The organism is Herminiimonas sp., from assembly GCF_030655415.1.
Window position 1 is genome coordinate 126321 of sequence record NZ_JAURVN010000014.1, and the last position, 23277, is coordinate 149597.

The 23277-nt window shown below is 52.1% G+C and carries 24 protein-coding genes; 17 read left to right on the forward strand and 7 right to left on the reverse strand.

The window, feature by feature from the left end; genetic code table 11:
* Positions 1-35: 35 nt before the first annotated feature.
* A complete protein-coding gene (locus tag Q7T66_RS09690) occupies positions 36-380 on the forward strand; it encodes a hypothetical protein (RefSeq protein ID WP_304933132.1) in 345 nt (114 codons plus the stop codon).
* Here the strand turns inward: Q7T66_RS09690 and Q7T66_RS09695 are convergent.
* Positions 373-729 (reverse strand): hypothetical protein, encoded by a 357-nt coding sequence (locus tag Q7T66_RS09695; RefSeq protein WP_304933133.1) that lies wholly within the window; start codon positions 727-729, stop codon positions 373-375. The two genes, Q7T66_RS09690 and Q7T66_RS09695, sit on opposite strands and share 8 nt — an antisense overlap.
* Positions 704-1216, reverse strand: a complete 513-nt coding sequence (gene def, locus Q7T66_RS09700) for a peptide deformylase (protein WP_304933134.1) — start codon at positions 1214-1216, stop codon at positions 704-706. Before def ends, Q7T66_RS09695 begins: the two co-directional genes overlap by 26 nt.
* A gap of 276 nt (positions 1217-1492) precedes the next feature.
* On the opposite strand from def, the gene kdpF reads away from it, so the two are divergent.
* The 6 genes from kdpF (at position 1493) to kdpE (ending at position 9783) form a co-directional block, all read left to right on the forward strand.
* Entirely contained in the window at positions 1493-1582 is a 90-nt protein-coding gene (kdpF, locus tag Q7T66_RS09705) for a K(+)-transporting ATPase subunit F (RefSeq protein WP_304933135.1), read from the forward strand.
* 1 nt (position 1583) lies between these two features.
* Positions 1584-3389 carry a potassium-transporting ATPase subunit KdpA gene (gene kdpA / locus Q7T66_RS09710; protein ID WP_304933136.1) on the forward strand — a complete coding sequence of 602 codons (1806 nt, stop codon included), beginning with the start codon at positions 1584-1586 and terminating at the stop codon, positions 3387-3389.
* A gap of 63 nt (positions 3390-3452) precedes the next feature.
* A complete protein-coding gene (gene kdpB / locus Q7T66_RS09715) occupies positions 3453-5552 on the forward strand; it encodes a potassium-transporting ATPase subunit KdpB (RefSeq protein WP_370691639.1) in 2100 nt (699 codons plus the stop codon).
* A gap of 64 nt (positions 5553-5616) precedes the next feature.
* A complete protein-coding gene (gene kdpC, locus Q7T66_RS09720; RefSeq protein ID WP_304933137.1) occupies positions 5617-6189 on the forward strand; it encodes a potassium-transporting ATPase subunit KdpC in 573 nt (190 codons plus the stop codon).
* Positions 6190-6313: 124 nt separating this feature from the next.
* A complete protein-coding gene (gene kdpD, locus Q7T66_RS09725) occupies positions 6314-9088 on the forward strand; it encodes a two-component system sensor histidine kinase KdpD (protein WP_304933138.1) in 2775 nt (924 codons plus the stop codon).
* A complete protein-coding gene (gene kdpE / locus Q7T66_RS09730) occupies positions 9085-9783 on the forward strand; it encodes a two-component system response regulator KdpE (RefSeq protein WP_304933139.1) in 699 nt (232 codons plus the stop codon). The genes kdpD and kdpE overlap by 4 nt, the downstream gene beginning before the upstream one ends.
* An 80-nt stretch (positions 9784-9863) precedes the next feature.
* On the opposite strand, the gene Q7T66_RS09735 is transcribed toward kdpE, so the two are convergent.
* Complete coding sequence (locus tag Q7T66_RS09735) at positions 9864-10295, reverse strand: OsmC family protein (protein ID WP_304933140.1); 432 nt, start codon at positions 10293-10295, stop codon at positions 9864-9866.
* 229 nt (positions 10296-10524) lie between these two features.
* On the opposite strand from Q7T66_RS09735, the gene Q7T66_RS09740 reads away from it, so the two are divergent.
* Positions 10525-10716, forward strand: coding sequence for a hypothetical protein (locus Q7T66_RS09740; RefSeq protein ID WP_304933141.1), 192 nt, complete (start codon positions 10525-10527; stop codon positions 10714-10716).
* On the opposite strand, the gene Q7T66_RS09745 is transcribed toward Q7T66_RS09740, so the two are convergent.
* Positions 10713-11801: an NADH:flavin oxidoreductase/NADH oxidase gene (locus Q7T66_RS09745; RefSeq protein ID WP_304933142.1), complete on the reverse strand. Its 1089-nt coding sequence runs from the start codon at positions 11799-11801 to the stop codon at positions 10713-10715. The genes Q7T66_RS09740 and Q7T66_RS09745 overlap by 4 nt on opposite strands.
* Positions 11802-11892: 91 nt before the next feature.
* Between Q7T66_RS09745 and Q7T66_RS09750 the strand changes: the two genes are divergently transcribed.
* Positions 11893-12198: a helix-turn-helix transcriptional regulator gene (locus Q7T66_RS09750; RefSeq protein WP_304933143.1), complete on the forward strand. Its 306-nt coding sequence runs from the start codon at positions 11893-11895 to the stop codon at positions 12196-12198.
* Positions 12199-12308: 110 nt separating this feature from the next.
* Here Q7T66_RS09750 and map read toward each other — a convergent pair whose 3' ends face one another.
* Positions 12309-13103 (reverse strand): type I methionyl aminopeptidase, encoded by a 795-nt coding sequence (gene map, locus Q7T66_RS09755; protein WP_304933746.1) that lies wholly within the window; start codon positions 13101-13103, stop codon positions 12309-12311.
* Positions 13103-13330 (reverse strand): ParD-like family protein, encoded by a 228-nt coding sequence (locus tag Q7T66_RS09760; RefSeq protein WP_304933144.1) that lies wholly within the window; start codon positions 13328-13330, stop codon positions 13103-13105. The genes map and Q7T66_RS09760 overlap by 1 nt, the downstream gene beginning before the upstream one ends.
* Positions 13331-13589: 259 nt before the next feature.
* Here Q7T66_RS09760 and Q7T66_RS09765 point away from each other — a divergent pair, with 259 nt between their 5' ends.
* Together Q7T66_RS09765 and chrA are read left to right on the forward strand one after the other, a co-directional pair.
* Positions 13590-14522: a chromate resistance protein ChrB domain-containing protein gene (locus Q7T66_RS09765; RefSeq protein WP_304933145.1), complete on the forward strand. Its 933-nt coding sequence runs from the start codon at positions 13590-13592 to the stop codon at positions 14520-14522.
* A gap of 65 nt (positions 14523-14587) precedes the next feature.
* Positions 14588-15889: a chromate efflux transporter gene (gene chrA, locus Q7T66_RS09770; RefSeq protein WP_304933747.1), complete on the forward strand. Its 1302-nt coding sequence runs from the start codon at positions 14588-14590 to the stop codon at positions 15887-15889.
* Positions 15890-15989: 100 nt separating this feature from the next.
* Here chrA and Q7T66_RS09775 read toward each other — a convergent pair whose 3' ends face one another.
* The gene (locus Q7T66_RS09775) at positions 15990-16916 is read right to left on the reverse strand and encodes a LysR family transcriptional regulator (RefSeq protein ID WP_304933146.1); all 927 of its coding nucleotides are present in this window, start codon (positions 16914-16916) and stop codon (positions 15990-15992) included.
* Positions 16917-17015: 99 nt separating this feature from the next.
* On the opposite strand from Q7T66_RS09775, the gene Q7T66_RS09780 reads away from it, so the two are divergent.
* The 6 genes from Q7T66_RS09780 to Q7T66_RS09805 all read left to right on the forward strand — a co-directional run bounded on the left by Q7T66_RS09780 (position 17016) and on the right by Q7T66_RS09805 (position 23259).
* Complete coding sequence (locus tag Q7T66_RS09780) at positions 17016-17987, forward strand: tripartite tricarboxylate transporter substrate binding protein (protein WP_304933147.1); 972 nt, start codon at positions 17016-17018, stop codon at positions 17985-17987.
* A 127-nt stretch (positions 17988-18114) separates the two neighbouring features.
* On the forward strand, positions 18115-19041 hold the full coding sequence (locus tag Q7T66_RS09785; RefSeq protein WP_304933148.1) for an alpha/beta fold hydrolase: 927 nt from the start codon (positions 18115-18117) through the stop codon (positions 19039-19041).
* A 117-nt stretch (positions 19042-19158) separates the two neighbouring features.
* Positions 19159-20571 (forward strand): 3-isopropylmalate dehydratase large subunit, encoded by a 1413-nt coding sequence (leuC, locus tag Q7T66_RS09790; RefSeq protein WP_304933149.1) that lies wholly within the window; start codon positions 19159-19161, stop codon positions 20569-20571.
* A complete protein-coding gene (leuD, locus tag Q7T66_RS09795; protein ID WP_304933150.1) occupies positions 20568-21206 on the forward strand; it encodes a 3-isopropylmalate dehydratase small subunit in 639 nt (212 codons plus the stop codon). Before leuC ends, leuD begins: the two co-directional genes overlap by 4 nt.
* A gap of 191 nt (positions 21207-21397) precedes the next feature.
* Positions 21398-22447 (forward strand): diacylglycerol kinase family protein, encoded by a 1050-nt coding sequence (locus Q7T66_RS09800; protein WP_304933151.1) that lies wholly within the window; start codon positions 21398-21400, stop codon positions 22445-22447.
* Positions 22448-22452: 5 nt separating this feature from the next.
* Positions 22453-23259: a metallophosphoesterase gene (locus Q7T66_RS09805; RefSeq protein WP_304933152.1), complete on the forward strand. Its 807-nt coding sequence runs from the start codon at positions 22453-22455 to the stop codon at positions 23257-23259.
* Positions 23260-23277: the final 18 nt, after the last annotated feature.

The window sequence follows — 23277 nt, forward strand, 5'->3', positions numbered from 1 at the left end:
ATTTAGTTCGCATAGCCGCCGCAGGAATCTGTTTTATGACTCAAGGAAAAATGAAAACATTGATAGAAGTAACGGGCTGCTTTCCCGTCTTACGTGCATTGAACGCGCAACAATTTACAAACGCAATCGAACCACGCCTGCTGGATATTCGCAATCCAATCACCGGTTTGCAAATCGATATGTTCGGCAAAGTGACTTCAGTAGAAATCGAAGAAGAGCGCGGCATTGTGAGGGTGGAACTTGAAGTGGCTGATGATTTCCTGCAAAGGCATAATTTGCAGCCTGAACAAATTCGTACGATTTTGGTAGAGCGCATTACCAAATTGCGTCATCCCGCAACGGGGGCAATGGCAAGAGTGGAAGCGCGCTTGGCTAACTAAAATCTGAAGTGGTGACTTGAACGCTTGCTAAATCAGCAATGCCGAAGGCGAGTCGAACAATAGGGGCCCGCTGTGACGCTGCCGTTTGCGCGAAGCAGAAAATGGAAAAAGAAGTGAACGCTGTTTGAGCCGCAGGCGAGTTTCGTTCGCTTCCCATTTTTTGATTTGCACAAACGGGAAGCCCGAAGGGCCAGCGGCTTCGCGGTCGCCTTTCTTTGCCTTCTTTCTTTGGCGAAGCAAAGAAAGAAGGTGGCAGCCGGGCCACCCCCGGCAACTGAGCTGAAAACGGATTGGAAATTAAACAATTCAACGCGAAAGATAAATCAGCGAACCTTGCTACGAGTTCCACCTCGTTTGCCCAGCCCAGACAAAATCCGCTTCTGATTCAACAGCGACAGGTGCTCAACAAACACCATCCCCTGCAAATGATCCAGCTCATGCTGAATACACATAGCCTTCAATCCATCCGCTTGTAACTCAAACGGCTTGCCATCCAAATCCAGTGCCCGCAAGCGTATCCACGCCGCGCGATTCACGGTTTCATACACGTCTGGCACAGACAAACAACCTTCCTCAAACTCTGCCTTGCCACCCATCTTTATCACTTCAGGATTGATCAACACCAGCAGTTGATTACCTTTCTCTGACACATCCACCAGGATGATGCGCAGGTGCACGTCGACCTGCGTCGCTGCCAAACCAATGCCATCAGCCGCGTACATGGTCTGCGCCATATCGCGTACCAGTTTATGAATCTGATCGTCAATCTGCCCGACCGGTTGCGCAACCGTGTGCAAACGTTCGTCAGGATATTGCAGGATGGCTAGCTTGCTCATGTGGATAAAACTCTCACAGATACAGATTGAATAAATACTTTTGGAATGCGCCGTTCGCAAGCGTATTCGCTACACGCACAGTCAATTTTTATATTCTGTTTACACCCCACACCCAAGTCTTTACTAAATTTTTAGACCATTTCTCCTAAGCTACTTCTCATCAAAACAATGATGTGGAGTTTGAAAAATGGACCTCGTATTTATAGCCGCAATCGCAGCGTTTTTGCTGGTTTGCTGGGCATTCGCCGAAGGCTGCAGCAAGTTGGGGGAACGTAAATGAACCTATTTTACGTAATTGGATCGCTGGTGGCGGTCGGCTTGCTGATTTATCTCTTGATGGCCTTGTTGAAAGCGGAGGATTTATAAAATGACTTCGCAATCCATCATGTTACTCGTCGCATTTTTAGCCGTCTTGCTGGTGCTCGCTTATCCCTTGGGCCTGTTCATGGCCAAGGTCGGCGACGGTACGCCGATTCGAGGCTTCGGCTGGCTGTTGAAGATCGAGAATGTTCTGTACCGCATTGCCGGCCTCAGCGCGCAATCGGCAATGACGTGGAAAAGCTATGCCATCGCTTTATTGGTATTCAACACCTTAGGCGCGCTGTTCGTCTATGCCATCCAGCGCATGCAAGCGTGGTTGCCGCTGAATCCGCAGGCATTCGGTAATGTCAGTCCTGATTCATCGTTTAACACCGCCATTAGTTTTGTCGCCAATACCAACTGGCAAGGCTACGTTGGCGAAGCGACGATGAGTTATCTGACGCAGATGCTGGCATTGACCGGGCAAAACTTCTTTTCAGCTGCGACTGGTATCGCCGTCGCATTTGCATTGATACGCGGCTTCAGTTCGCGCTCGGCCAAATCGATAGGCAATTTCTGGGTCGATCTGACACGTTCAACGCTATACATCCTGTTGCCGCTGGCGATCGTTGTCTCTGTCGCGTTGATGGGGCAGGGCGTGATTCAAAACTTCTCAGCCTATCAAGATGTAGCGCTGGTCGATCCGGTCACTTATCAACAAGCGAAAACCACTGCTGACGGACAGCCTGTTGTCGATGCAGAAGGCAAGCCCGTGATGGAAACGCTGACCACCCAAACGCAAACCATCGCGATGGGTCCGGTTGCATCGCAAGAGGCCATCAAGATGCTGGGCACCAATGGTGGTGGCTTCTTCAATGCCAACTCGGCTCATCCTTACGAGAATCCGACGGCACTCAGTAACTTCATCCAGATGCTGGCGATCTTCTTGATCCCCGCCGGTTTGTGCTTCACCTTCGGTCGCATGGTCGGCGATATGCGACAAGGTTGGGCAGTGCTGGGTGCAATGACTCTGATCTTTGTGGTGATGACATCCATCGTCATGATTTCGGAACAAACAGCTCATCCAGCGATACAAGCGCTAGGCGTTGATCAAGCGACTACCGCATTGCAATCGGGTGGTTATATGGAAGGCAAGGAAACCCGTTTCGGCGTCAGCGCTTCTGCCTTGTTTGTTGCCATCACGACTGCAGCATCATGCGGTGCAGTGAATGCAATGCACGATTCATTAATGCCATTGGGTGGTTTCGTACCGCTGGTCTTGATGCAGTTCGGTGAAGTCGTGTTCGGCGGTGTCGGCACCGGTTTGTACGGCATGTTGATTTTTGCAATTCTTGCGGTGTTTATCGCGGGGCTGATGATAGGACGCACACCGGAATATCTCGGCAAGAAAATCCAGTCATATGAAATGAAGATGGCATCGATTGCGATTTTGGTGACGCCGACATTGGTGTTAGTCGGAACCGCGATTGCAGTACTGGTGGAACCGGGCAAGGTCGGCATTGCGAATCCTGGTGCGCATGGCTTCTCCGAGATTCTGTACGCGTTCACCTCAGCCGCGAATAACAACGGCAGCGCGTTCGCCGGTCTATCTGCCAACACGCCGTTCTACAACACGATGCTGGCGATTGCGATGTGGTTCGGCCGCTTCGCGATGATCGTGCCGATTCTTGCGGTGGCGGGCTCACTCGCAGGCAAGCAAAGACTTGAACCGAATGCCGGCACGATGCCTACGCATGGTTTGTTGTTTGTTGCCTTGTTAGTCGGCGTCGTGGTGCTGGTAGGCGTATTGAATTACGTCCCTGCGCTGGCTCTCGGTCCTATCGTCGAACACCTGCAATTGTTCTCACATTAATTCACTAGAACGGGGCGGAAGCGCACAGCGTTTCTGTCGCCAATAAATTAAAGAAAGCCTGCCATGCAAATGCCAGAAATCAAGGCGGCGCCTATCGCTTTACGTAAAAGCTTGACGCTTTTCGAAGCGAAATTGATAGGCCCAGCCATTGTCGATGCATTCAAAAAGCTGACGCCACGTGCACAGTGGCGCAGTCCTGTGATGTTCGTTGTCTATGTCGGCAGCATCATCACAAGCTTGTTGTTTATTCAATCTGTCGTCGGTAAAGGTGAAGCCAATCCCGGCTTTATCTTTGCGACATCCATGTGGTTGTGGTTCACCGTGTTGTTTGCTAATTTCGCCGAATCACTGGCGGAAGGTCGCAGCAAGGCGCAAGCTGCATCACTGCGCGCGTTGAAACAAACCGTGTTGGCGAAAAAACTCGCCAATCCTAAACACGGCACATCATGGTTGCCAGCTTCGCCAGCAGATTTACGCAAGGGCGATACCGTATTGGTAGAAGCCGGCGATGTGATTCCCGTCGATGGTGAAGTGATTGAAGGCGTCGCATCGGTCGATGAGAGCGCGATCACAGGTGAATCAGCTCCGGTAATTCGTGAATCAGGCGGCGACTTTTCATCCGTCACTGGCGGCACACGTGTACTGTCGGACTGGCTGATTGTGCGCATCACTGCCAATCCGGGTGAAGCGTTTATCGATCGCATGATCGCAATGGTCGAAGGCGCCAAACGTCAAAAGACGCCGAATGAAATCGCTTTGACGATTCTGTTGGTCGCGCTGACCATCATCTTCCTGATCGTGACGGTTACCTTGTTGCCTTTCTCTATGTACTCGGTGGAAGCTGCGGGTACTGGTACGCCGATCACGATCACCGTGTTGATCGCCTTGCTGGTCTGTTTGATCCCGACCACCATCGGTGGCTTGTTGTCAGCGATTGGTGTGGCCGGTATGAGCCGCATGATGCAAGCCAACGTGATTGCTACATCAGGCCGCGCAGTCGAAGCAGCGGGTGACGTCGATGTATTGTTGCTGGATAAAACCGGCACCATCACACTCGGTAATCGTCAAGCATCAGAGTTTTATCCGGCGCCTGGCGTCACGCAGATCCAGTTAGCCGATGTCGCACAACTGGCTTCGCTGGCGGATGAAACGCCAGAAGGCCGCAGCATCGTCATCCTCGCCAAACAGAAATTCAACATACGCGAACGCGATATCGCGGCATTGAATGCGAGCTTTGTTCACTTCAGTGCGCAAACACGGATGAGTGGCGTCGATATGGGCGAGCGGATTATCCGCAAGGGTTCGGTCGATGCAGTGAAAAAACATATCGAATTGCTCGGTCGTCCATTCCCGACAGAAGTATCGAATACCGTCGATGATATTTCTCGTCGTGGCAGTACGCCTTTGGTGGTGGTTGATGATGGTCGGGTGATGGGCGTGGTCGAGTTGAAAGATATCGTCAAAGGCGGTATCAAAGAACGCTTCGCCGAATTGCGTCGCATGGGTATCAAAACTGTGATGATCACTGGCGATAACAAGCTGACTGCTGCGGCGATTGCGGCAGAAGCGGGCGTCGATGACTTCCTCGCGGAAGCGACACCAGAGCAAAAGCTCAAGTTGATACGCGAATATCAGTCGCAAGGCCGTCTGGTAGCGATGACTGGCGACGGTACCAACGATGCACCGGCATTGGCGCAGGCCGACGTCGCAGTCGCGATGAATTCCGGCACGCAGGCGGCGAAGGAAGCCGGCAATATGGTCGACCTGGATTCCAATCCGACCAAGCTGCTGGAGATCGTAGAGATCGGCAAACAGATGTTGATGACGCGCGGCTCGTTGACTACATTTTCGATTGCCAATGACGTTGCCAAATACTTCGCGATCATTCCAGCGGCATTTGTGACGACCTATCCGCAGCTGAAGGCGCTCGACATCATGCATTTGAGCAGCCCATCGTCGGCCATCATGTCGGCCGTGATTTTCAATGCGCTGATTATTGTTGTGCTGATTCCATTGGCATTGAAAGGCGTCAAATATCGCGCTGTTGGTGCTGCTGCGCTGCTACGTCGCAATATGTTGATCTATGGCCTGGGCGGAATTTTGGTGCCATTCGTCGGTATCAAATTGATCGACATGATCTTGACCATCCTTGGACTTGTTTAAACCTGTCGCGAGGCAGCGCGTTGCAAACAACATGCTGCCTCCAAACAACTAGAAAGTAGCTGATATGAAATCCACACTTCGTCCCGCACTGGTTTTATTTTTCGTGCTCACATTGATCTGCGGCGTCATTTACCCTTATGCGATTACCGGCATCGGCAAGCTCGCTTTCAAAGAGCAGGCAGAAGGCAGTCTGGTATCGCGCAACGGGAAAGTTGTTGGCTCGTCGCTGATAGGCCAGTCCTTTTCTTCTCCGCAGTATTTTTGGGGACGCCCATCCGCTACCGGCCCTATGCCTAACAACGCAACCGCATCCAGCGGTGCGAATCAAGGCCCGCTTAATCCCGCGTTGATCGATAACGTAAAAGGCCGTATCGATGCATTGAAAGCTGTCGATCCCACTAACACAGCACCGATTCCAGTTGATCTGGTGACGGCTTCGGCCAGCGGATTGGATCCTGAAATTAGTCTGGCGGCAGCGCAATATCAAGCCGGCCGCATTGCACGTGAACGCAAGATGTCGCTGGAAGAAGTGCAGAGCATCATAGGCAAACACAGCCAAGGCCAATACCTGGGATTTTTTGGTGAACCACGTGTGAATGTTCTGGCATTGAATCTAGCGCTGGATCAACGTCAGTAAGCTAACTATCGGGCGGTCGCATCAGGCGTCGCCCGTATTGTCTTATCAATCGAAGGCTTGATGAATCGCCCGAATATGGCACAATCAAAGCCGCAATCCCACTTCATATAAACACTCCACATTCATGCCCCCCGCCGACCACCAACGTCCTGACCCAGATGCCTTGCTGGCACATGTGCAGGAGCAGGAGCGTCGCGCTGAACGGGGCAAATTACGCATCTATTTTGGCGCGTCCGCTGGCGTAGGGAAAACCTATGCGATGCTATCTGCCGCGCACCGGATGCAGGCCGAAGGGCACGATGTGTTGGTCGGCGTTGTGGAAACGCACGGCCGTAGCGAAACCGCAGCTTTGCTAGATGGGCTGGAAGTACTTCCGCGCAAAGAAATTGCCTATCGCGACAAGACCATCACCGAATTCGATATCGATGCAGCGTTGGCTCGCAAGTCGGCGCTGATTTTGGTAGATGAGCTGGCACATTCGAATGCGCCAGGTTCACGTCATCCCAAGCGCTGGCAAGACGTGCAAGAGTTGCTGGAGGCTGGCATCGACGTCTTCACCGCGGTCAATGTGCAGCATCTGGAAACTCTGAACGATGTAGTAGGTGGCATCACCGGCATACGGGTGGCAGAAACCTTGCCGGATACGGTATTTGATCAAGCCGACGAAGTCGTGCTGGTCGATATTCCCGCCGATGATTTGCTAGCGCGTCTAAGTGAAGGCAAGGTCTATCAGCCGCAACAGGCGGAACGTGCGTCGCGTAATTTTTTCCGCAAAGGCAATCTGATCGCTTTGCGCGAGCTGGCCTTGCGCAGAACTGCCGATCGCATAGGCGATGATGTACAAGCATACAGAATAGAAAAATCCATCAATGGTGTCTGGAAAACCGATTCCGATTTATTGGTGTGCATAGGTCCGCGCCTTGGATGCGAGCATGTGATTCGCAGCGCAGCGCAACTGGCCGGACAGTTGAACGCAGAGTGGCACGCGGTCTATGTGGAAACGCCGCAATTGCAACGCCTGCCTTCGGCAAGACGCGAACACATACTCAAAACCTTGAAGCTGGCGCAAGACCTTGGTGCGACGACGGCAGTTCTGTCAGGCAGCGAGATCGCGACTGAAATCGTCAGCTATGCACGGAGCCATAATTTTTCACGGATAGTACTCGGACGTGATCACAGCAAATGGCCGTGGCAAACCTCGCACCTAAAACGCATCGCGCAGTATGCGCCGGACATTGATCTGATAGAAACCGGTCAGGATGAAAGTAGGGATGCAGCCTCACCGCAGAATCTGTCGGAGCGCCGTTCGTTAGTGGACGACAGCGCGAGCGAGCACAAGAATCCGTATTTGCCTTACCTGTGGACGATCGCAGCCTGTGTTTTCACAGCCTTGCTGGCGACGCCTTTGATGCCGCATCTGGATCTGGCGAATATCGTGATGCTGTTTTTGTTGGCTGAGGTATTGATTGCAGTACGCTTCGGGCGCGGACCCGCGGTATTGGCTGCATTCCTCAGTGTCGCCGTATTCGATTTCTTCTTTGTCTCACCGCGCTTTTCATTTGCGGTCAGCGATGTGCAATATCTGGTGACGTTTTCTGTGCTGCTGGTAGTGGGATTAATTGTCGGTCAATTGACTTCAGGATTACGCTTCCAGGCAAAAATCGCAGCGCATAGAGAAGGGCGCGCACGCGCCTTGTATGAGTTCGCCAGAGAATTATCCGGCGCATTGCAGACCGAACAGATCTTCGAGATTACGCAATCGTTCATCCAAAGGACCTTCCGCGCGAAAGCTATATTGCTGTTACCAGATGACGCAGCAAAACTGTCCATGCCTACACAAGGTATTGGCAACGTAGATATAAATAAAGACAAGAGCAATAAGGATGTGGCCGAGCTGGATATCGGCATTGCGCAATGGGCCTTCGATAAAGCGACACCTGCCGGCATGGGTACCGACACGCTGCCGGCCAGTACTTATTTCTATCTGCCGCTAGTTGCTCCTATGCGTACGCGTGGTGTATTGGCGATTCAACCGGAGAACCGTCGCTGGATTTTGATTCCTGAGCAAAGGCAGCAACTCGATACCTTTGCTGCGCTGGCTGCAATTGCGCTTGAACGCGTGCATTACATCGAGGTCGCGCAAGATGCGTTGGTGCGTATGGAATCTGAACGCTTACGCAATTCATTATTGGCTGCGCTGTCGCATGATTTGCGTACGCCGCTGACGTCATTGGTTGGCTTGTCCGAATCGCTGACCATGTCGAAACCGCCGTTGACATTTAGCCAGCAAGAACTCGCACAAGCCTTGCATGATGAGGCGCTGCGCATGGGTAATCTGGTTTCCAATTTGCTGGATATGGCGCGCATACAAAGCGGCGAAGTCAAACTTAATTTGCAATGGCAAGAATTTGAAGAAGTTGTTGGCAGCGCGTTGCGTGCCAGTCAATCCGCGATTGTCCGACACGAGATTAAAACCAGGTTGGCGCAGGACTTGCCCTTGGTGCGCTTCGATGCGGTGTTGGTAGAGCGCGTGTTGTGCAACCTGGTCGAGAACGCAGCCAAGTACACACCGGCCGGTTCGCGCATTACCATCGTGGCAGAAACCAGCGGGCGCTTTCTGGAAGTTTCAGTCTACGACAACGGACCAGGCTTGCCAGCAGGGCAGGAAGACGCCATCTTTGAAAAATTCACACGCGGTGAGCGCGAATCGGCAACGCCAGGCGTGGGCCTAGGCTTGGCTATTTGTCGCGCTATCGTCGAAGCGCATCAGGGAACGATACGCGCTGCGCATTCGCCAGACGGTGGCGCTTCTATCAAATTCACCTTGCCGCTAGGCACGCCACCGGCGATGCCGGACATGGACAAGGATATGGACACTACTTTGGATCACGCATCATGAGCGAAGCATTGCCGATTGCATTGCTGGTTGAAGACGAGCCACAAATTCGCCGCTTCGTACGTGCCGCCTTGGAAGAAGAAGGTTGGCAAGTCTTTGAATCAGAAACGATTAAACGCGGACTGATCGATGCCGGTACGCGCAAGCCGAATTTGATTGTCCTCGATCTCGGTTTGCCAGACGGCGACGGCGTTGATTTCATTCTGGATGTACGCAAGTGGTCGTCGGTCCCTATCATCGTACTGTCGGCTCGCGTCAACGAAAGCGATAAGATCAAGGCCCTCGATGCCGGCGCTGATGATTATTTGAGCAAGCCATTCGGCGTGGGAGAGTTGCTCGCGCGAGTGCGTTCAACAGTACGTCGACATCGCAAGTCAGCGAATGATGAGCAGGAAGCGATTCAATTCGGCGACGTCAAACTGGATATGAAAGCGCACTTGGTCACCAAGGGTAATCAGATGGTGCATCTGACGCCGACTGAATATCGGCTGTTGAGCGTGCTGGCAACAAACGCCGGCCGCGTCGTCACGAATCCGCAATTGCTGCGCGAAGTGTGGGGACCATCTCATTCTGAAAGCAGCCACTACCTGCGGATTTACATGGGACATTTACGCCAGAAGCTGGAAGACGATCCTGCGCAGCCCAAGTATCTATTGACGGAAACAGCAGTTGGTTATCGTTTGATGTTGCCTTTGTAATTCATGGATGTTGGTCATGAAAAATAAAAATGCCCGCACATTGCGGGCATTTTTACAATAATGATTCTTGAGTTACCTAATCAAGTTTCGAGCTTCGCCGTCAGCGTGATTTCGGCATTGCCTTTGAATAGTTTGGATACAGGACAGCCAACCTTGGCGTCGTTCGCAATCTTTTCGAAACCGGCTTGATCGGTGCCCGGCACTTTGCCGACCAGATCAAGATGGATTTTGCTGATCGCAAAACCGCCTTCTACTTTGTCCAGTGTGACAGTCGCCGTGGTTTTCAAGCTGTCTGCCGTTAGCTTCGCTTTACCAAGTTCACCTGACAAGGCCATCGTGAAGCAACCTGCGTGCGCTGCGCCTATCAACTCTTCAGGGTTCGTGCCTGGACCATCTTCAAAGCGGGCCTTGAAGCCATATGGCGCTTCTTTCAGTACGCCGGTTTCAACCGAAATACTACCGATACCGTCCTTGATGCCGCCTTTCCATGCTGCCGATGCTGTTTTATTCATGCGTCACTCCTTGAATGGTTGAGGTTAAAGGTAGAACGCAACAAACTCGATCGGTTCCATCGAATTTTGCGGGAACTATTTATGATTAATGCAGAGAAAGAAAAGCCCGCTAATCCTGAAAGCGCACACAAGCAAAAATGTTGGCGCTTGAAAATACAAGCTTAAAAGATTTTTCCGATAGTCAGAGGCAAATCAATTTGCCTTATGTACGGGCTAACACTAGCAATGCATGGGGTTCTTATCCACGCTGCTTCCAATTAGAGAAAGCGCATTTGTCGCAATGATGAAATCTTTAGCTGCGCCAATTTCTATGCTGTTAGGGACTTTGTCCAAAATTATTGAAAGCTATGCTGACTTGCTTAAAAAATACGCCATCCTTGTAAATAAAAAAGGCGAACCTCAGTTCGCCCTTTTTATTTAATAACGCTCTAACCAATGCGCGTACGGCGCTGGCAACGTCCACGATGCGTGCTCGACCTTGAGTTCTTTCGCCGCAAAATAGGCCCAGTGCGGATTGGCCAGATGCGCGCGTCCAACCATGACGATGTCGAGTTGCTGGTCTTTGACGACGCGTTCGGCGATCTCTGGCGTGCCAAAACCCCACGCTGATGAGACTGGTACATCTGCTTCGCGGCGCACGCGTTCGGCGATAGGGCCTAGGAACGCTGGTCCCCATGGAATCGAGGTTTCTGGAATCGTAAAGCCGATGCTGACACTAATCATGTCCATGCCGGCTTTTTTGAAATCTTTGACCAAGCCGATTGATTCCAACAGTGTTTGTTCGTCGCGACCATCGTATTCCAGGACGCCAAAGCGCACTGTCAACGGCAGGTTTTCTGGCCAGACTTCACGCACTGCTTTTAAAGTTTCCAGCAGAAAGCGCGCGCGGTTCTCGACGCTGCCACCATAGATGTCGTCGCGATGGTTTGAGTGCTCAGAAAAGAAGCTCTGCGCCAGATAGCCGTGTGCAAAATGCAGTTCCAGCCATTCAAAACCGACGTCGCGTGCACGCACTGCGGCATCGACGAAGTTTTGACGTACGCGTGCAATGTCGTCCAGCGTCATCGCGCGTGGCGTTTTTGGCAAACCTTTGCCAAAAGCGATAGCCGAGGGCGCAATGGTTTCCCAACCGCGTGCATCATCAGCTGCGATATGATCGTCGCCTTCCCACGGACGATTCGCGCTGGCTTTGCGACCTGCGTGAGCGATCTGTATGCCAGGTACTGAACCCGCTGACTTGATGGCTTGCACGATAGGCACAAATGCTTGCGCCAGTTCGTCGTTCCAGATGCCGGTGCATCCTGGTGTAATTCTGCTTTCTGGCGCAACTGCAGTTGCCTCGACGATGACTAATCCAGCTCCACCACGCGCCATGCTGGCATAGTGCGATAGATGCCAATCATTGACTTGGCCGTCGATGGCCATGTATTGACACATAGGCGGGACGGCAATGCGATTGCGTAGAGTTACGTCTTTAAGTTTGTAGGGCTGGAAGAGTGCGGACATGGCGACCTTATAAAATTGGTAAGATTGATTCGTTAGTTCGAATATATACGAACTATGGAATAAGTATAGCGCAAAGTGTATGATGTTGCTCATGCGCCCCTTTAAACATCCCGCCGCCAATGAGTTATCTCTCGAACGCGTGCTTTACGCTTTGAGCGATTCGATCCGTCTGGACATCGTTCGGCATTTGTCTCGTGTGGATGCCGCGTCCTGCGGCGAGCTGGATGGTGGCCGACCAAAATCCACCGTATCGCATCACTTCAAGGTTTTGCGTGAGGCTGGTCTGGTGTGTACAGAAAACACCGGCACCATGCACATGAATGCACTTAGACGTGCTGATATCGAAAGTCGATTTCCAGGACTATTGGATGCAATCCTGGCGCAGCATGGTTCTTGAATTGTTGGAGTCGGCTTGATCGGTTTAGATGAAAACTAGTCACGCATAAGTTCACTTGGCTGGCAGCACTTCGTCAGCTACTACGCATGCGTGACATTGTTTTGTTTGTATCAAGCGACGAGCGGGGAATACTCTCCAACTCCATCCGGCCAATGCGTTAATACTTCAAAGCCGGTTTCCGTAACTGCAACCATGTGCTCCCATTGCGCAGACAGAGAGTGGTCCTTGGTAACGACGGTCCATCCATCCGGCATTTCTTTCGAATGTCGTTTGCCCGCGTTAATCATCGGTTCAATCGTGAATACCATTCCCGTTTGCAGCGGCATGCCTGCACCCGGCTGACCGTAGTGAAGTATCTGCAGATCCTCGTGATAGATCTTGCCGATACCGTGACCGCAATACTCGCGAACCACGCTGAAGCCTTCCTTCTGCGCGACCGATTGAATCGCATAACCGATATCGCCCAAAGTTGCGCCCGGCTTGACGGCGAGGATACCTGCGCGCATCGCTTCGTAAGTTGTATTGACCAGACGTTTTGCCAAGATGCTGGGCTGGCCGACGAAATACATGCGGCTGGTATCGCCGTGCCATCCATCTTTGGTTAAGGCGACGTCGATATTGATGATGTCGCCATCCTTCAATGGTTTGTCGGAAGGGATGCCATGACAGATGACGTGATTGACCGAGGTGCAAATCGTTTTCGGATAGCCGTGATAGCCGATATTGATCGGCACCGATTCAAGTGCATCAACGATGTAGTCGTGGCATAGCTTGTCGAGCTGATTGGACGTGACGCCGGGTCTGACGTGGTCGGCAATCATGGTGAGAACTTGTGCCGCCAAGGCACCTGACTTCCGCAACATCGCAATGTCGGAAAGTGTTTTGATTTCGACTTCTGTGACCATCATGCTTTCTCAAGTGACAGGGTGATTTCTTGGGGCGATTCAGCAGCCTGCTGCTCGGCCTCTCTCAGTTTTTGGCAGATCTCGTTATAACAAAGCCCTGGATTCAGCTCGGCCATCATGCCGACGCGCAGCCAGTGTTCGGCTTGCGAATTGATCGAGCGACTCATTGCGCCGCTGCTGAGACGCAGATTTACATGCATCTGTTCAGTGATTTTGACGATACCCATATTATGACTCTTTATATAAAGCGTATACGAAACGTATATTAGCAGGAAGGCGATCGAAATGTTATTGCTGCGCTTCACGAAGAGCTGAAATTAGGCGTTTTTGGGGCGATAAAAGGTCGTTGTGCTCTACAAAACTCTAGACAAGGAATTTTCTGGCTTCGCAGAAGGCGCTTATAAAGAACAGCGCGGTGCACAATTTTCTGTAGCGGATATTTAATATGGTAGAGTTAGCTACTTAAATGTAGAGATTGATACTTATATGAAGTGGATTCTACTGGTTCTGACTTTGCCCACCGAAAACGCCACTGCGCGTATGAGGGCATGGCGGGCGCTCAAAACTTCCGGCGCTGCTGTATTGCGCGATGGCGTATATCTATTGCCGGAACAAGGTAAAGGCAAAGCAACGTTATCCGAGATCGCCGAAGACATAGACAAGAACGGCGGCACCACATATCTGCTGGAAACCAACGCCGACCAAGAAGCCTATGCCAGCTTGTTTGATCGCTCCGAAGAGTTTGCAGAATTGTTGGAGGCGATTGCACGAAGTCGCGCCAAGCTTAACGACGATACCGCGGCAGAAATGCTTAAGCAGGCACGAAAGTTACGCAAGACCTTTGATCAATTAGCCGTTATCGATTTCTTTTCCAGTGAATCGCAGAAGCAGGCGAGTGCGGCTTTATCGGAATTAGAAAGCGCAGCAATTCGAACAATGTCGCCGGACGAGCCACATTCATTTGCAGGAGAAATTCCACGTTTGTCGCTGGCTGATTATCGCGGCCGTATCTGGGCGACGCGTGCACGTCCGTGGATGGATAGGTTGGCAAGTGCCTGGTTGATTCGCCGCTTTATCGATGCGGATGCGCAGATCTTGTGGCTGGCTGCGCCCGCTGATTGTCCGGCTGATGCCCTGGGATTTGATTTTGACGGCGCACAGTTTTCTCATGTTGGCGCCAAAGTCACATTCGAAACCTTGTTAGCCAGCTTCGGTCTGGAATCTGCTGCGCTGACAAGACTCGGCGGCATCGTGCATTTTATTGATGCTGGTGGCATACAGCCATCGGAAGCCAGCGGTATCGAAAAAGTATTAGCGGGCATACGCTCAACGGTCAGCGATGACGATCAACTGTTAACCATCGCCTCAGGCATCTTTGATGCGCTGATAGCCAGTTTTGAACAGGATATTTCCGCGTGACTAAGCTCTCTACAAGTGCGTTCGAAAATGCGGATGATAACGTCCAACCTGACCAGGTAACGTTTATGCAGGCGCTGAAGCTGTGGTTCAAACTCGGCTTCATAGGCTTCGGCGGGCCGGCAGCGCAGATCTCTTTGATGCATAGAGAATTGGTTGAGCAACGACGCTGGATTAGCGAGAGAAGATTTTTGCATGCGCTGAACTATTGCATGCTTTTGCCAGGGCCGGAAGCACAGCAACTCGCTACTTATATGGGATGGCTGATGCATAAAACCAAAGGTGGCGTTGCTGCTGGCGTTTTGTTCGTGCTGCCATCGCTGTTCTTTCTGATCGCCTTGTCCTGGCTATATATCGCTTACGGCCATGTGCCTTTAATCGCCGGTTTGTTTTACGGCATCAAGCCTGCGATCACTGCGGTTGTGGTGCATGCGGTTCATCGCATCGGTTCACGTGCGCTCAAAAATAACGTGATGTGGGCCATCGCTGCGGCATCATTTGTTGCGATCTTTGCGATGAATGTGCCGTTCCCTATCATCGTTGCAAGCGCTGCGTTAATTGGTTATCTCGGTGGTCGCTATATCCCGCACAAATTTACAGTGGGCGGCGCTCATGGTGAATCAAAAAAATCGTATGGTCCAGCCTTGATCGATGACGACACACCGACACCTGCACACGCACAATTTCGCTGGTCGGGATTGATGAAAATACTCGTGGTAGGTGGCGTGCTGTGGTGCGTACCGATGGCATTCCTGACTTTACGTTTTGGTTGGGACCACACCCTGACGCAAATGGGATGGTTCTTTACGAAGGCTGCCTTGCTGACTTTTGGTGGTGCGTATGCTGTATTGCCCTACATCTATCAGGGCGCGATCGGACATTACAACTGGTTGACGCCGACTCAGATGATTGATGGATTGGCATTGGGTGAAGCCAATCCCGGTCCGCTGATCATGGTGGTGGCTTTTGTCGGATTTGTTGGCGCTTACGTGCAGTCGGTATTTGGTCCGGACATGCAATTTGTTGCAGGTGCCACTGCGGCAATACTTGTGACGTGGTTTACGTTTCTGCCATCGTTCATCTTCATTTTGGCAGGCGGGCCACTGGTTGAGTCGACACACGGAAATTTGAAATTCACTGCGCCGTTGTCAGGAATTACGGCTGCTGTGGTTGGGGTCATTCTTAACCTGGCGGTGTTCTTCGCGTATCACGTTCTATGGCCGCAAGGATTTGCCGGCGCATTCGACTGGGTCGCAGCATTGATGGCAGTTGTCGCCGCGATCGCACTGGTGCGCTACAAACGCAACGTGATACACGTTATTGCAGTCAGCGCTGTTGTCGGATTAGTGTTGAAGTCGTTCTCGGCATAAGTAATGTGACGATCAAGATTCGCTTTCGCATTAATGATCTTGATCGTTCTCCAGACCCTTCACACTACTTTAGATAAGACGAAGTATCGTTACTCTTCCATTACCAGATTACTTTTTCCCTATCAGCCCTGTCTCTTCGTTGATTTTCAAACGACTTCAGCATGAAATCTACCAGGGCACGTGTCTTTGCGGACAAGTGATTTTTAGTGGGGAACACAATATAAATGTCAGCCTGCGGAAGCTGCCAATCTTCAAGTACTGCTCGCAGTCGCCCCGATCTTAGATAGGGCGCTACATCCCATTCCGAACGTACGACGATGCCTTGTCCATCCAGCGCCCAAGCTGTTGCGCATTCACCGTCATTCGCACTTAAGGAACCGCGCACCTTAACCGTTTCTTGTTTGGTGCCTGAGATGAAGTGCCAGCTACCGTATATCTCATCGCTCTCACGCAACAGTATGCAATTATGTTTTTGCAGATCGCGTGGCACGAGTGGCTCGCCGTGCTTCTTTAAATAGGCAGGCGACGCACAGACGAGTCGACGATTATCGGCAATCTTGCGCGCGGTCAGTCGTGCATCGGGCAATTGGCCAAATCGAATGTCCGCATCGAAGCCTTGTTCAACAAGATTGACGGGGCGATCGGTCAAGTGCAATTGCACATCCACTTCAGGATATAGCCGCGCGAAAGCAGAAAGTTGAGGCGTAATGTGGCGTCGGCCAAAGCCGAACGTCGCACTAACTTTCAACAGTCCTTTGGCAGTAACGTTACCGCCTGATATGCGTTGTTCGAGTGCTTCGAGTTCAGCGACCAGTCGTGCTCCTTCGGCCAGATAAATTTCTCCTTCTGGCGTCAGGCTGATGCGTCGCGTGGTGCGATTGAGTAAGCGCACATGCAGGCGACTCTCGATGCCGGCGAGTCGTTTGCTCACAGACGGCGGCGTGACACCCAGCTCCTGCGCTGCCGCCGCGAGGCTGCCACGTTTGACTACCAAAGAGAAAAATGCCAGATCCGAGATGCCGTCCATTGGTTCCTTAAACGACTGAATGAATTAAATTTAAGTAAATTATATAGATTGCGATTACGAATAACATCACGTCTCATACAAAAATAAATTGGAGACAACATGAAGCGTTCATCATTTATAGCGGCGGTTTTCTTAATTCCCTTGGGCCTGACGGCCTCATTTGCATACGCGGATAGCTATCCCAACCGTCCGATAAGACTGGTCGTGCCTTATGCGCCAGGTGGCAGCGCGGATATCGTCGCACGTCGTATTTCTGACGAATGGTCGAAGGCGCTGGGCGGCAGTATTTATATCGAGAACAAGGCTGGCGCTGGCGGCAATATCGGCGTGGACGCAGTTGCAAAGGCCGAGCCGGATGGTTATACGATCGGTTTGCAAACGGTATCGTTGGCGATTAATCCATCGATCTTTCCGAAGATGCCTTACGACACGTTGAAAGATCTGGCGCAAATCAGCACGGTCGCGACCTCGCAGCACGTGCTGGTCGTCAATACGAATTTTCCGGCGAAGAACACCAAGGATCTGGTCGCGTTGGCTAAAGCAAATCCAGGCAAATACAACTATGGGTCAGCAGGGAGCGGCAGCACCTTTCACATGGCTGCAGAATTATTCAAATCTGTCGGCGGTGTAGATATCATTCACGTCCCTTACAAAGGTGGCGGCCCGGCGATGATCGATACTATTTCTGGCCAGGTCGATATGTGTTTTCCGGTGCTGTCTGCAGCGGCACCGCATGTCAAAGTGGGTAAGCTGAATGCGATCGGTGTCACTGGTTCTAAACGTTCACCGCTGATGCCGGACGTGCCGACCTTGGCTGAGTCAGGTGTGCCGGGTTACAGTTTTGAGACATGGTTCATCGTCTTTGCACCGGCTGCTACGCCGAAGCCGCTGATCGATAAATTGAATGCGAGTTTGGTGAAGGCACTCAACGGCCCTGTCTTGAAAGAAAAAATGATCAAGGAAGGTTTCGATCCTGCGACGTCCACACCAGATGAAGCGAAAGCGAAGCTGACTAAAGAGTTGGCACTGTGGGCCAAGCTCGTGAAGGAACGCGGTATCACGGCGGAATAATTTAGTGGATTGAATAAATCGAAAAGGCCGCTTTGCGTGATTGCATTTTTACAGGTGCGGTAATGAAAGACGCATACGTTCAAAAAACGGCCTTGTTCGCATCACTTTTTGGGAAACAAAACTAGTCATGGCAATTACTTCTCATCCTCACAATCCGGCGAAGGATTTGTTTCCCGTAAGTGAAAGCTTGCTGATTGACAGCGATGCCGGTGTGCAGATTCATGCGCGCGTATTTGGTGAGGGGCCGCCTTTGCTATTACTGCACGGGCATCCGCAAACTCACGCAATCTGGCATCGCGTAGCACCGACCTTGGCGGCGAATTTCACATTGGTCATCGCCGATCTGCGCGGCTACGGCGACTCATCCAAGCCGCAAGGCGATGCCGACCATGGCAATTACAGCAAACGCACGATGGCTTTGGACATGCTGCGCGTGATGCAGGCATTGGGGCATGAAAGATTCGCGGTATTAGCGCACGATCGCGGCGCACGCGTAGCGCATCGCCTGGCAGTTGATCATCCAGCCGCTGTATCGCGACTCGTGACTTTGGACATCGCGCCTACCTTGGCGATGTACGAACAGACTAGTCAAGCGTTTGCACGCGCGTACTGGCACTGGTTCTTTCTGATTCAGGCCGCGCCTTTACCTGAGCGTTTGATTGAAGCTGATCCTGCCGCGTACATACGCGATGTGATGGGGCGACGTCATGCCGGTTTGGCGCCGTTCGATCCACGTGCGCTGGCCGAGTACATGCGCGCAATGGCCTTACCCGGTGCGGCGCATGGTTTGTGTGAAGATTACCGCGCATCCGCAAGTATCGATTTAGAGCACGAGCAAGCCGATCGCGACGCAGGGCACAAGATGAGTCAACCACTGTTGGCGCTGTGGGGAGCGGAGGGCGTCGCTCAACGCTGCTTCGACACGCTGGCGGAATGGCGTCGTGTGGCAAGCGACGTACGCGGGCAAGCGCTGCCTTGTGGACATTACATTCCAGAAGAAGCACCGGATGAATTGCTGGCGCAGGTATTGCCATTTTTGAAGGCAGCAGCGTGAGCCAATTCAATGATCGCGGATGGCAAAGTATGCGACACGTGAGTATCTTGAAAATACAAGACAAGCTCGCCCAGCAACGCAGCATTACTGCGGAATAATTTAAAAGGTCGATTCAATATGGCACGCACGCTTTACCAAAAACTGGTGGACTCGCATACAGTCGCAAAGCTCGACAGCGACAATGTTCTGCTGTTTGCCGATCTGCATTTACTCAACGAGTACACCAGTCCGCAGGCATTTGCCGGACTCAACGAGCGCGGCTTGCTTGCGCTGATTCCAGGGCAGAACGTGGCGACGGTGAGTCACATTATTCCGACGACACCTGACCCACTGCGGATCATCAAGGATACGGATTCTGCACTGCAGGCCAGCAACTTGAAACGCAATTGCGACCTGCACAGCATTCCCTTATTCGACACCAATGATGCGCTGCAAGGCATTGAACACGTGATCGCGCCGGAGCACGGCATGATTCGGCCCGGCATGGTCGTGATTTGCGGTGATAGTCATACGACGACTTATGGTGCATTGGGCGCGCTGGGTTTTGGTATCGGGACTACAGAAGTCGAACACGTGCTGGCAACGCAGACCTTGGTCTATCGACTTGCAAAAAACATGCATATTCGTGTGGATGGCAAGTTGCCGAAGGCAACCACCGGCAAGGATTTGGTACTGATGATCATCAGTCGCATCGGTGCACAAGGTGCGCGCGGTTTTGTCGTCGAGTTCAGCGGTACAGCGATTGATGCACTGAGTGTCGAGGCACGCTTCACCTTGTGCAATATGGCAGTGGAAGCCGGTGCGCGTGGCGGCTTGATCGCGCCTGACCAAACAGCTGTGGATTACGTGCTGCAACGATGCCCTGATATAGCGACGAATCCTGCCTGGCATGAAGCGGCGCTCGCCGATTGGCAAGCAATACGCAGCGATGAAGGCGCTGTGTTTGAAATCGAACATGTGTTTGCTGCCGAAGATGTTGCACCGTTCGTGACGTGGGGTACCAGTCCTGATCAGGCGATTCCGATTACCGGCAATATTCCGGACTGCAATCAAGACGACGATGTGGAAAAAGAAAGCACCGAACGTGCGTTGCGTTATACCGGTTTGCAAATCGGCATGTCGATGGAAGGACTATCAATCAAGCATGTGTTTATCGGTTCATGCACCAACGGCCGAATTGAAGATTTGCGCGCCGTGATCGATACGATAGGCAATCGTAAAGTAGCGCCCGGCGTGCGCGCGATGGTTGTACCGGGATCGGGGGCTGTGCGCATTCAAGCGGAAGAAGAGGGCATCGCCGCCAAGCTGATTGCAGCCGGATTTGAATGGCGCAAGCCCGGTTGTTCCATGTGTCTGGCGATGAATGACGACGTACTCGCACCCGGCACACGCTGCGCATCAACCACCAATCGCAACTTCGAAGGCCGCCAAGGTCGCGGCTCAATTACGCATCTTATGAGTCCGGCAATGGCCGCCGCAGCTGCCGTCACCGGTACGATTACCGACGTGCGCAAACTGGAAATGCTATGAATACCAAAACCACTTTGATAGAAGGCATTGCAGCACATTTGGCGCAGGCTAATCTCGATACCGATCAGATCATGCCTAAACAGTTTTTGCGTGGGATTGATAAGCAGGGCTTGGCTGCAGGTTTGCTATACGACTTGCGGTTTTATCCGGATGGCAAGCCGCGTCCGGATTTCATTTTGAATCTACCTGACTATCAGAACGCTTCGATTCTGGTCGGTGGTGCCAACTTTGGTTGTGGCTCCAGCCGTGAGCACGCCGTGTGGGGAATGCAGCAGTTCGGCATCAAAGCCGTCATCGCCTCTAGCTTTGGTGAAATTTTTTATTCCAACGCGATGAACAACGGGCTGCTGCTGGTGATGATTCCGGACGAATCAATTGAGCAACTGATGACGGGAGCGGGGAAAGCTCCAGTTCGCCTGACGATTGATATTGAAAAACTGAAAGTCACTAACGGTCACGTATCGGTATCATTTCATCTAAGCGAACGTCACCACAAAATGATCTTGAACGGGCTCGACATGCTCGGTTCGTCTTTGCTATATAAAAACGAAATCATCAGCTTTGCCGACAAATGGCATGAACAACGTCCGTGGCTGAAAGACGTCGCTCGTACGGTCAGAGAAAAGCTAAACTGAATCGCAGCATAAGTATTTTCTTTGGTGTGAGACATTCGGCCGCAAACGGCCGATTGATTGAATTTTTCATGTACGCAAACGTACATTGCCAAATGATGCGAAATGGTAAGTTTACGCTTCAAAGTACAGGGGGCCATTTGACTCTTTCTCATCCATCAATCGCACATGCCGCGCCTCCGTTATTTTTTGTCATGAACGGCGGTTCTGGCCGTCATGACGCGGACGACACGCGCCAGACTATCGAAGCCGCGATGCAAGCGGCCGCGCGTACCCATCGCATATTTGTGATTGAAGACGTGAGCCAGATTCAGGCGACTGTGCAGCAAGCGGTTGATGCCGCGAAGGAGCAGGGCGCTGTCGTGGTTGCGGTTGGTGGAGATGGCACCATTAATGCAGTTGCCAACACTGTCTTAGGTAGTGGATGTCTGTTTGGCGCGATTCCACAAGGCACCTTCAATTATTTCGGTCGCACACACGGTATCCCTGAAGAAATTTCCGAATCGCTGCAAGACTTGCTGCATGGCGCACCTGTACCTGTGCAAGTTGGTCAGGTGAATGATCATATTTTTCTGGTGAATGCCAGCGTTGGTTTATATCCCGAGCTGCTGGAGGATAGAGAAGCCTTCAAACAAAAGTATGGCCGCAGCCGACTAGTCGCGATCTGGGCCGCAATTGCCACTGTGTTTGGTCGTCACCGGCAATTGCACATGACGCTGGAGCAGGATGGCAAGCGTGTCGCCATGCGTACGACCACGTTATTCATTGGCAATAACAGACTGCAACTGGATCAGGTCGGCATGCCGCAGGCAGCGGCAGTGGTGCAAGGACAACTCGCAGCAATTGCAGTGCGTCCAGTCGGAAAACTTTCGATGTTGTGGCTGGGCGTATGCGGTGCATTGGGACGACTGGGCGATGCCGAGCATGTCGTCGGGTTCAGTTTTCGTGAGCTGACCGTTGCGCCGCGCAGGAAGTCTAACGGAACAGTCGAAGAGGTAAGTACAGACCGTAAGAACACCGGTAAACGTACGCATAGAAATCAAATCAAGGTTGCTGCCGATGGCGAAATAATGTGGCTACGCACGCCGCTGGAATTTCGCGTAGCCTCCGAACCATTGCAATTGATCAAACGCCAGCGCACATCTAAAGAAAATGATGCGCAGAGTGACGCCGCAGTTTCCGACGAGGCCATGCTCGACAATAAATCTGATAGCGAAGTTGAATTGGGAGGCCATGCGGCGTGAGGACGGTGCTGCACATTTCCGATCCGCATTTCGGCACTGAGCGTCCGCTCGTTGTTAAGGCGCTAGAGCGACTTGCACATGCGCACAAACCTGATCTGCTCATCCTCTCTGGCGATATTACGCAACGTGCACGCGCTATCGAGTTCGAGGCTGCTCGCGCTTTTGTCGAGCGTCTGGCGATTCCTTCCCGCGTAGTCATCGCTGGCAACCATGACATTCCCTTGTTCGATGTGGCGACACGGATCTTTGTGCCTTACTCGCGTTATTGCCGCGCGTTTGGTCCTGAGCTGGAACCCGTTTACGACACACCAGAACTATTGGTGATTGGTGTACGCACGACGCGTCGTTATCGGCACATCGAAGGCGAGGTGTCCAACGCGCAGATAGCACGTGTCGCGCAACGCTTGAAGCAAGCTGGTGAAAATCAGTTGCGCATTGTCGTCACGCATCAGCCGGTACACGTCACGCATGCAGTTGATCAGGAACATCTGTTGCGAGGTCATCAACATGCCATCGGTCTATGGGCTGAAGCTGGCGTTGACCTGATACTTGGCGGCCATATTCATCGTCCGTTCACCTCCGCACTGCATGAGCGACTTGTGGATCTGCCACGGCGCGTGTGGGCAGTGCAGGCAGGTACTGCAGTGTCATCGCGCATACGGCATGACTCCAACAACTCCATCAATTTGATTCGCTACGGTTTCGAGAATGCTCCACTGTATTGTGCTGTCGAGCGCTGGGATTACAATAATGACGCGGATGATTTTGTGCTGTTCAACAGCGTTGACATACAGCGATCTATTCTCGCCTGATATAAAAAAGCCAGCCCC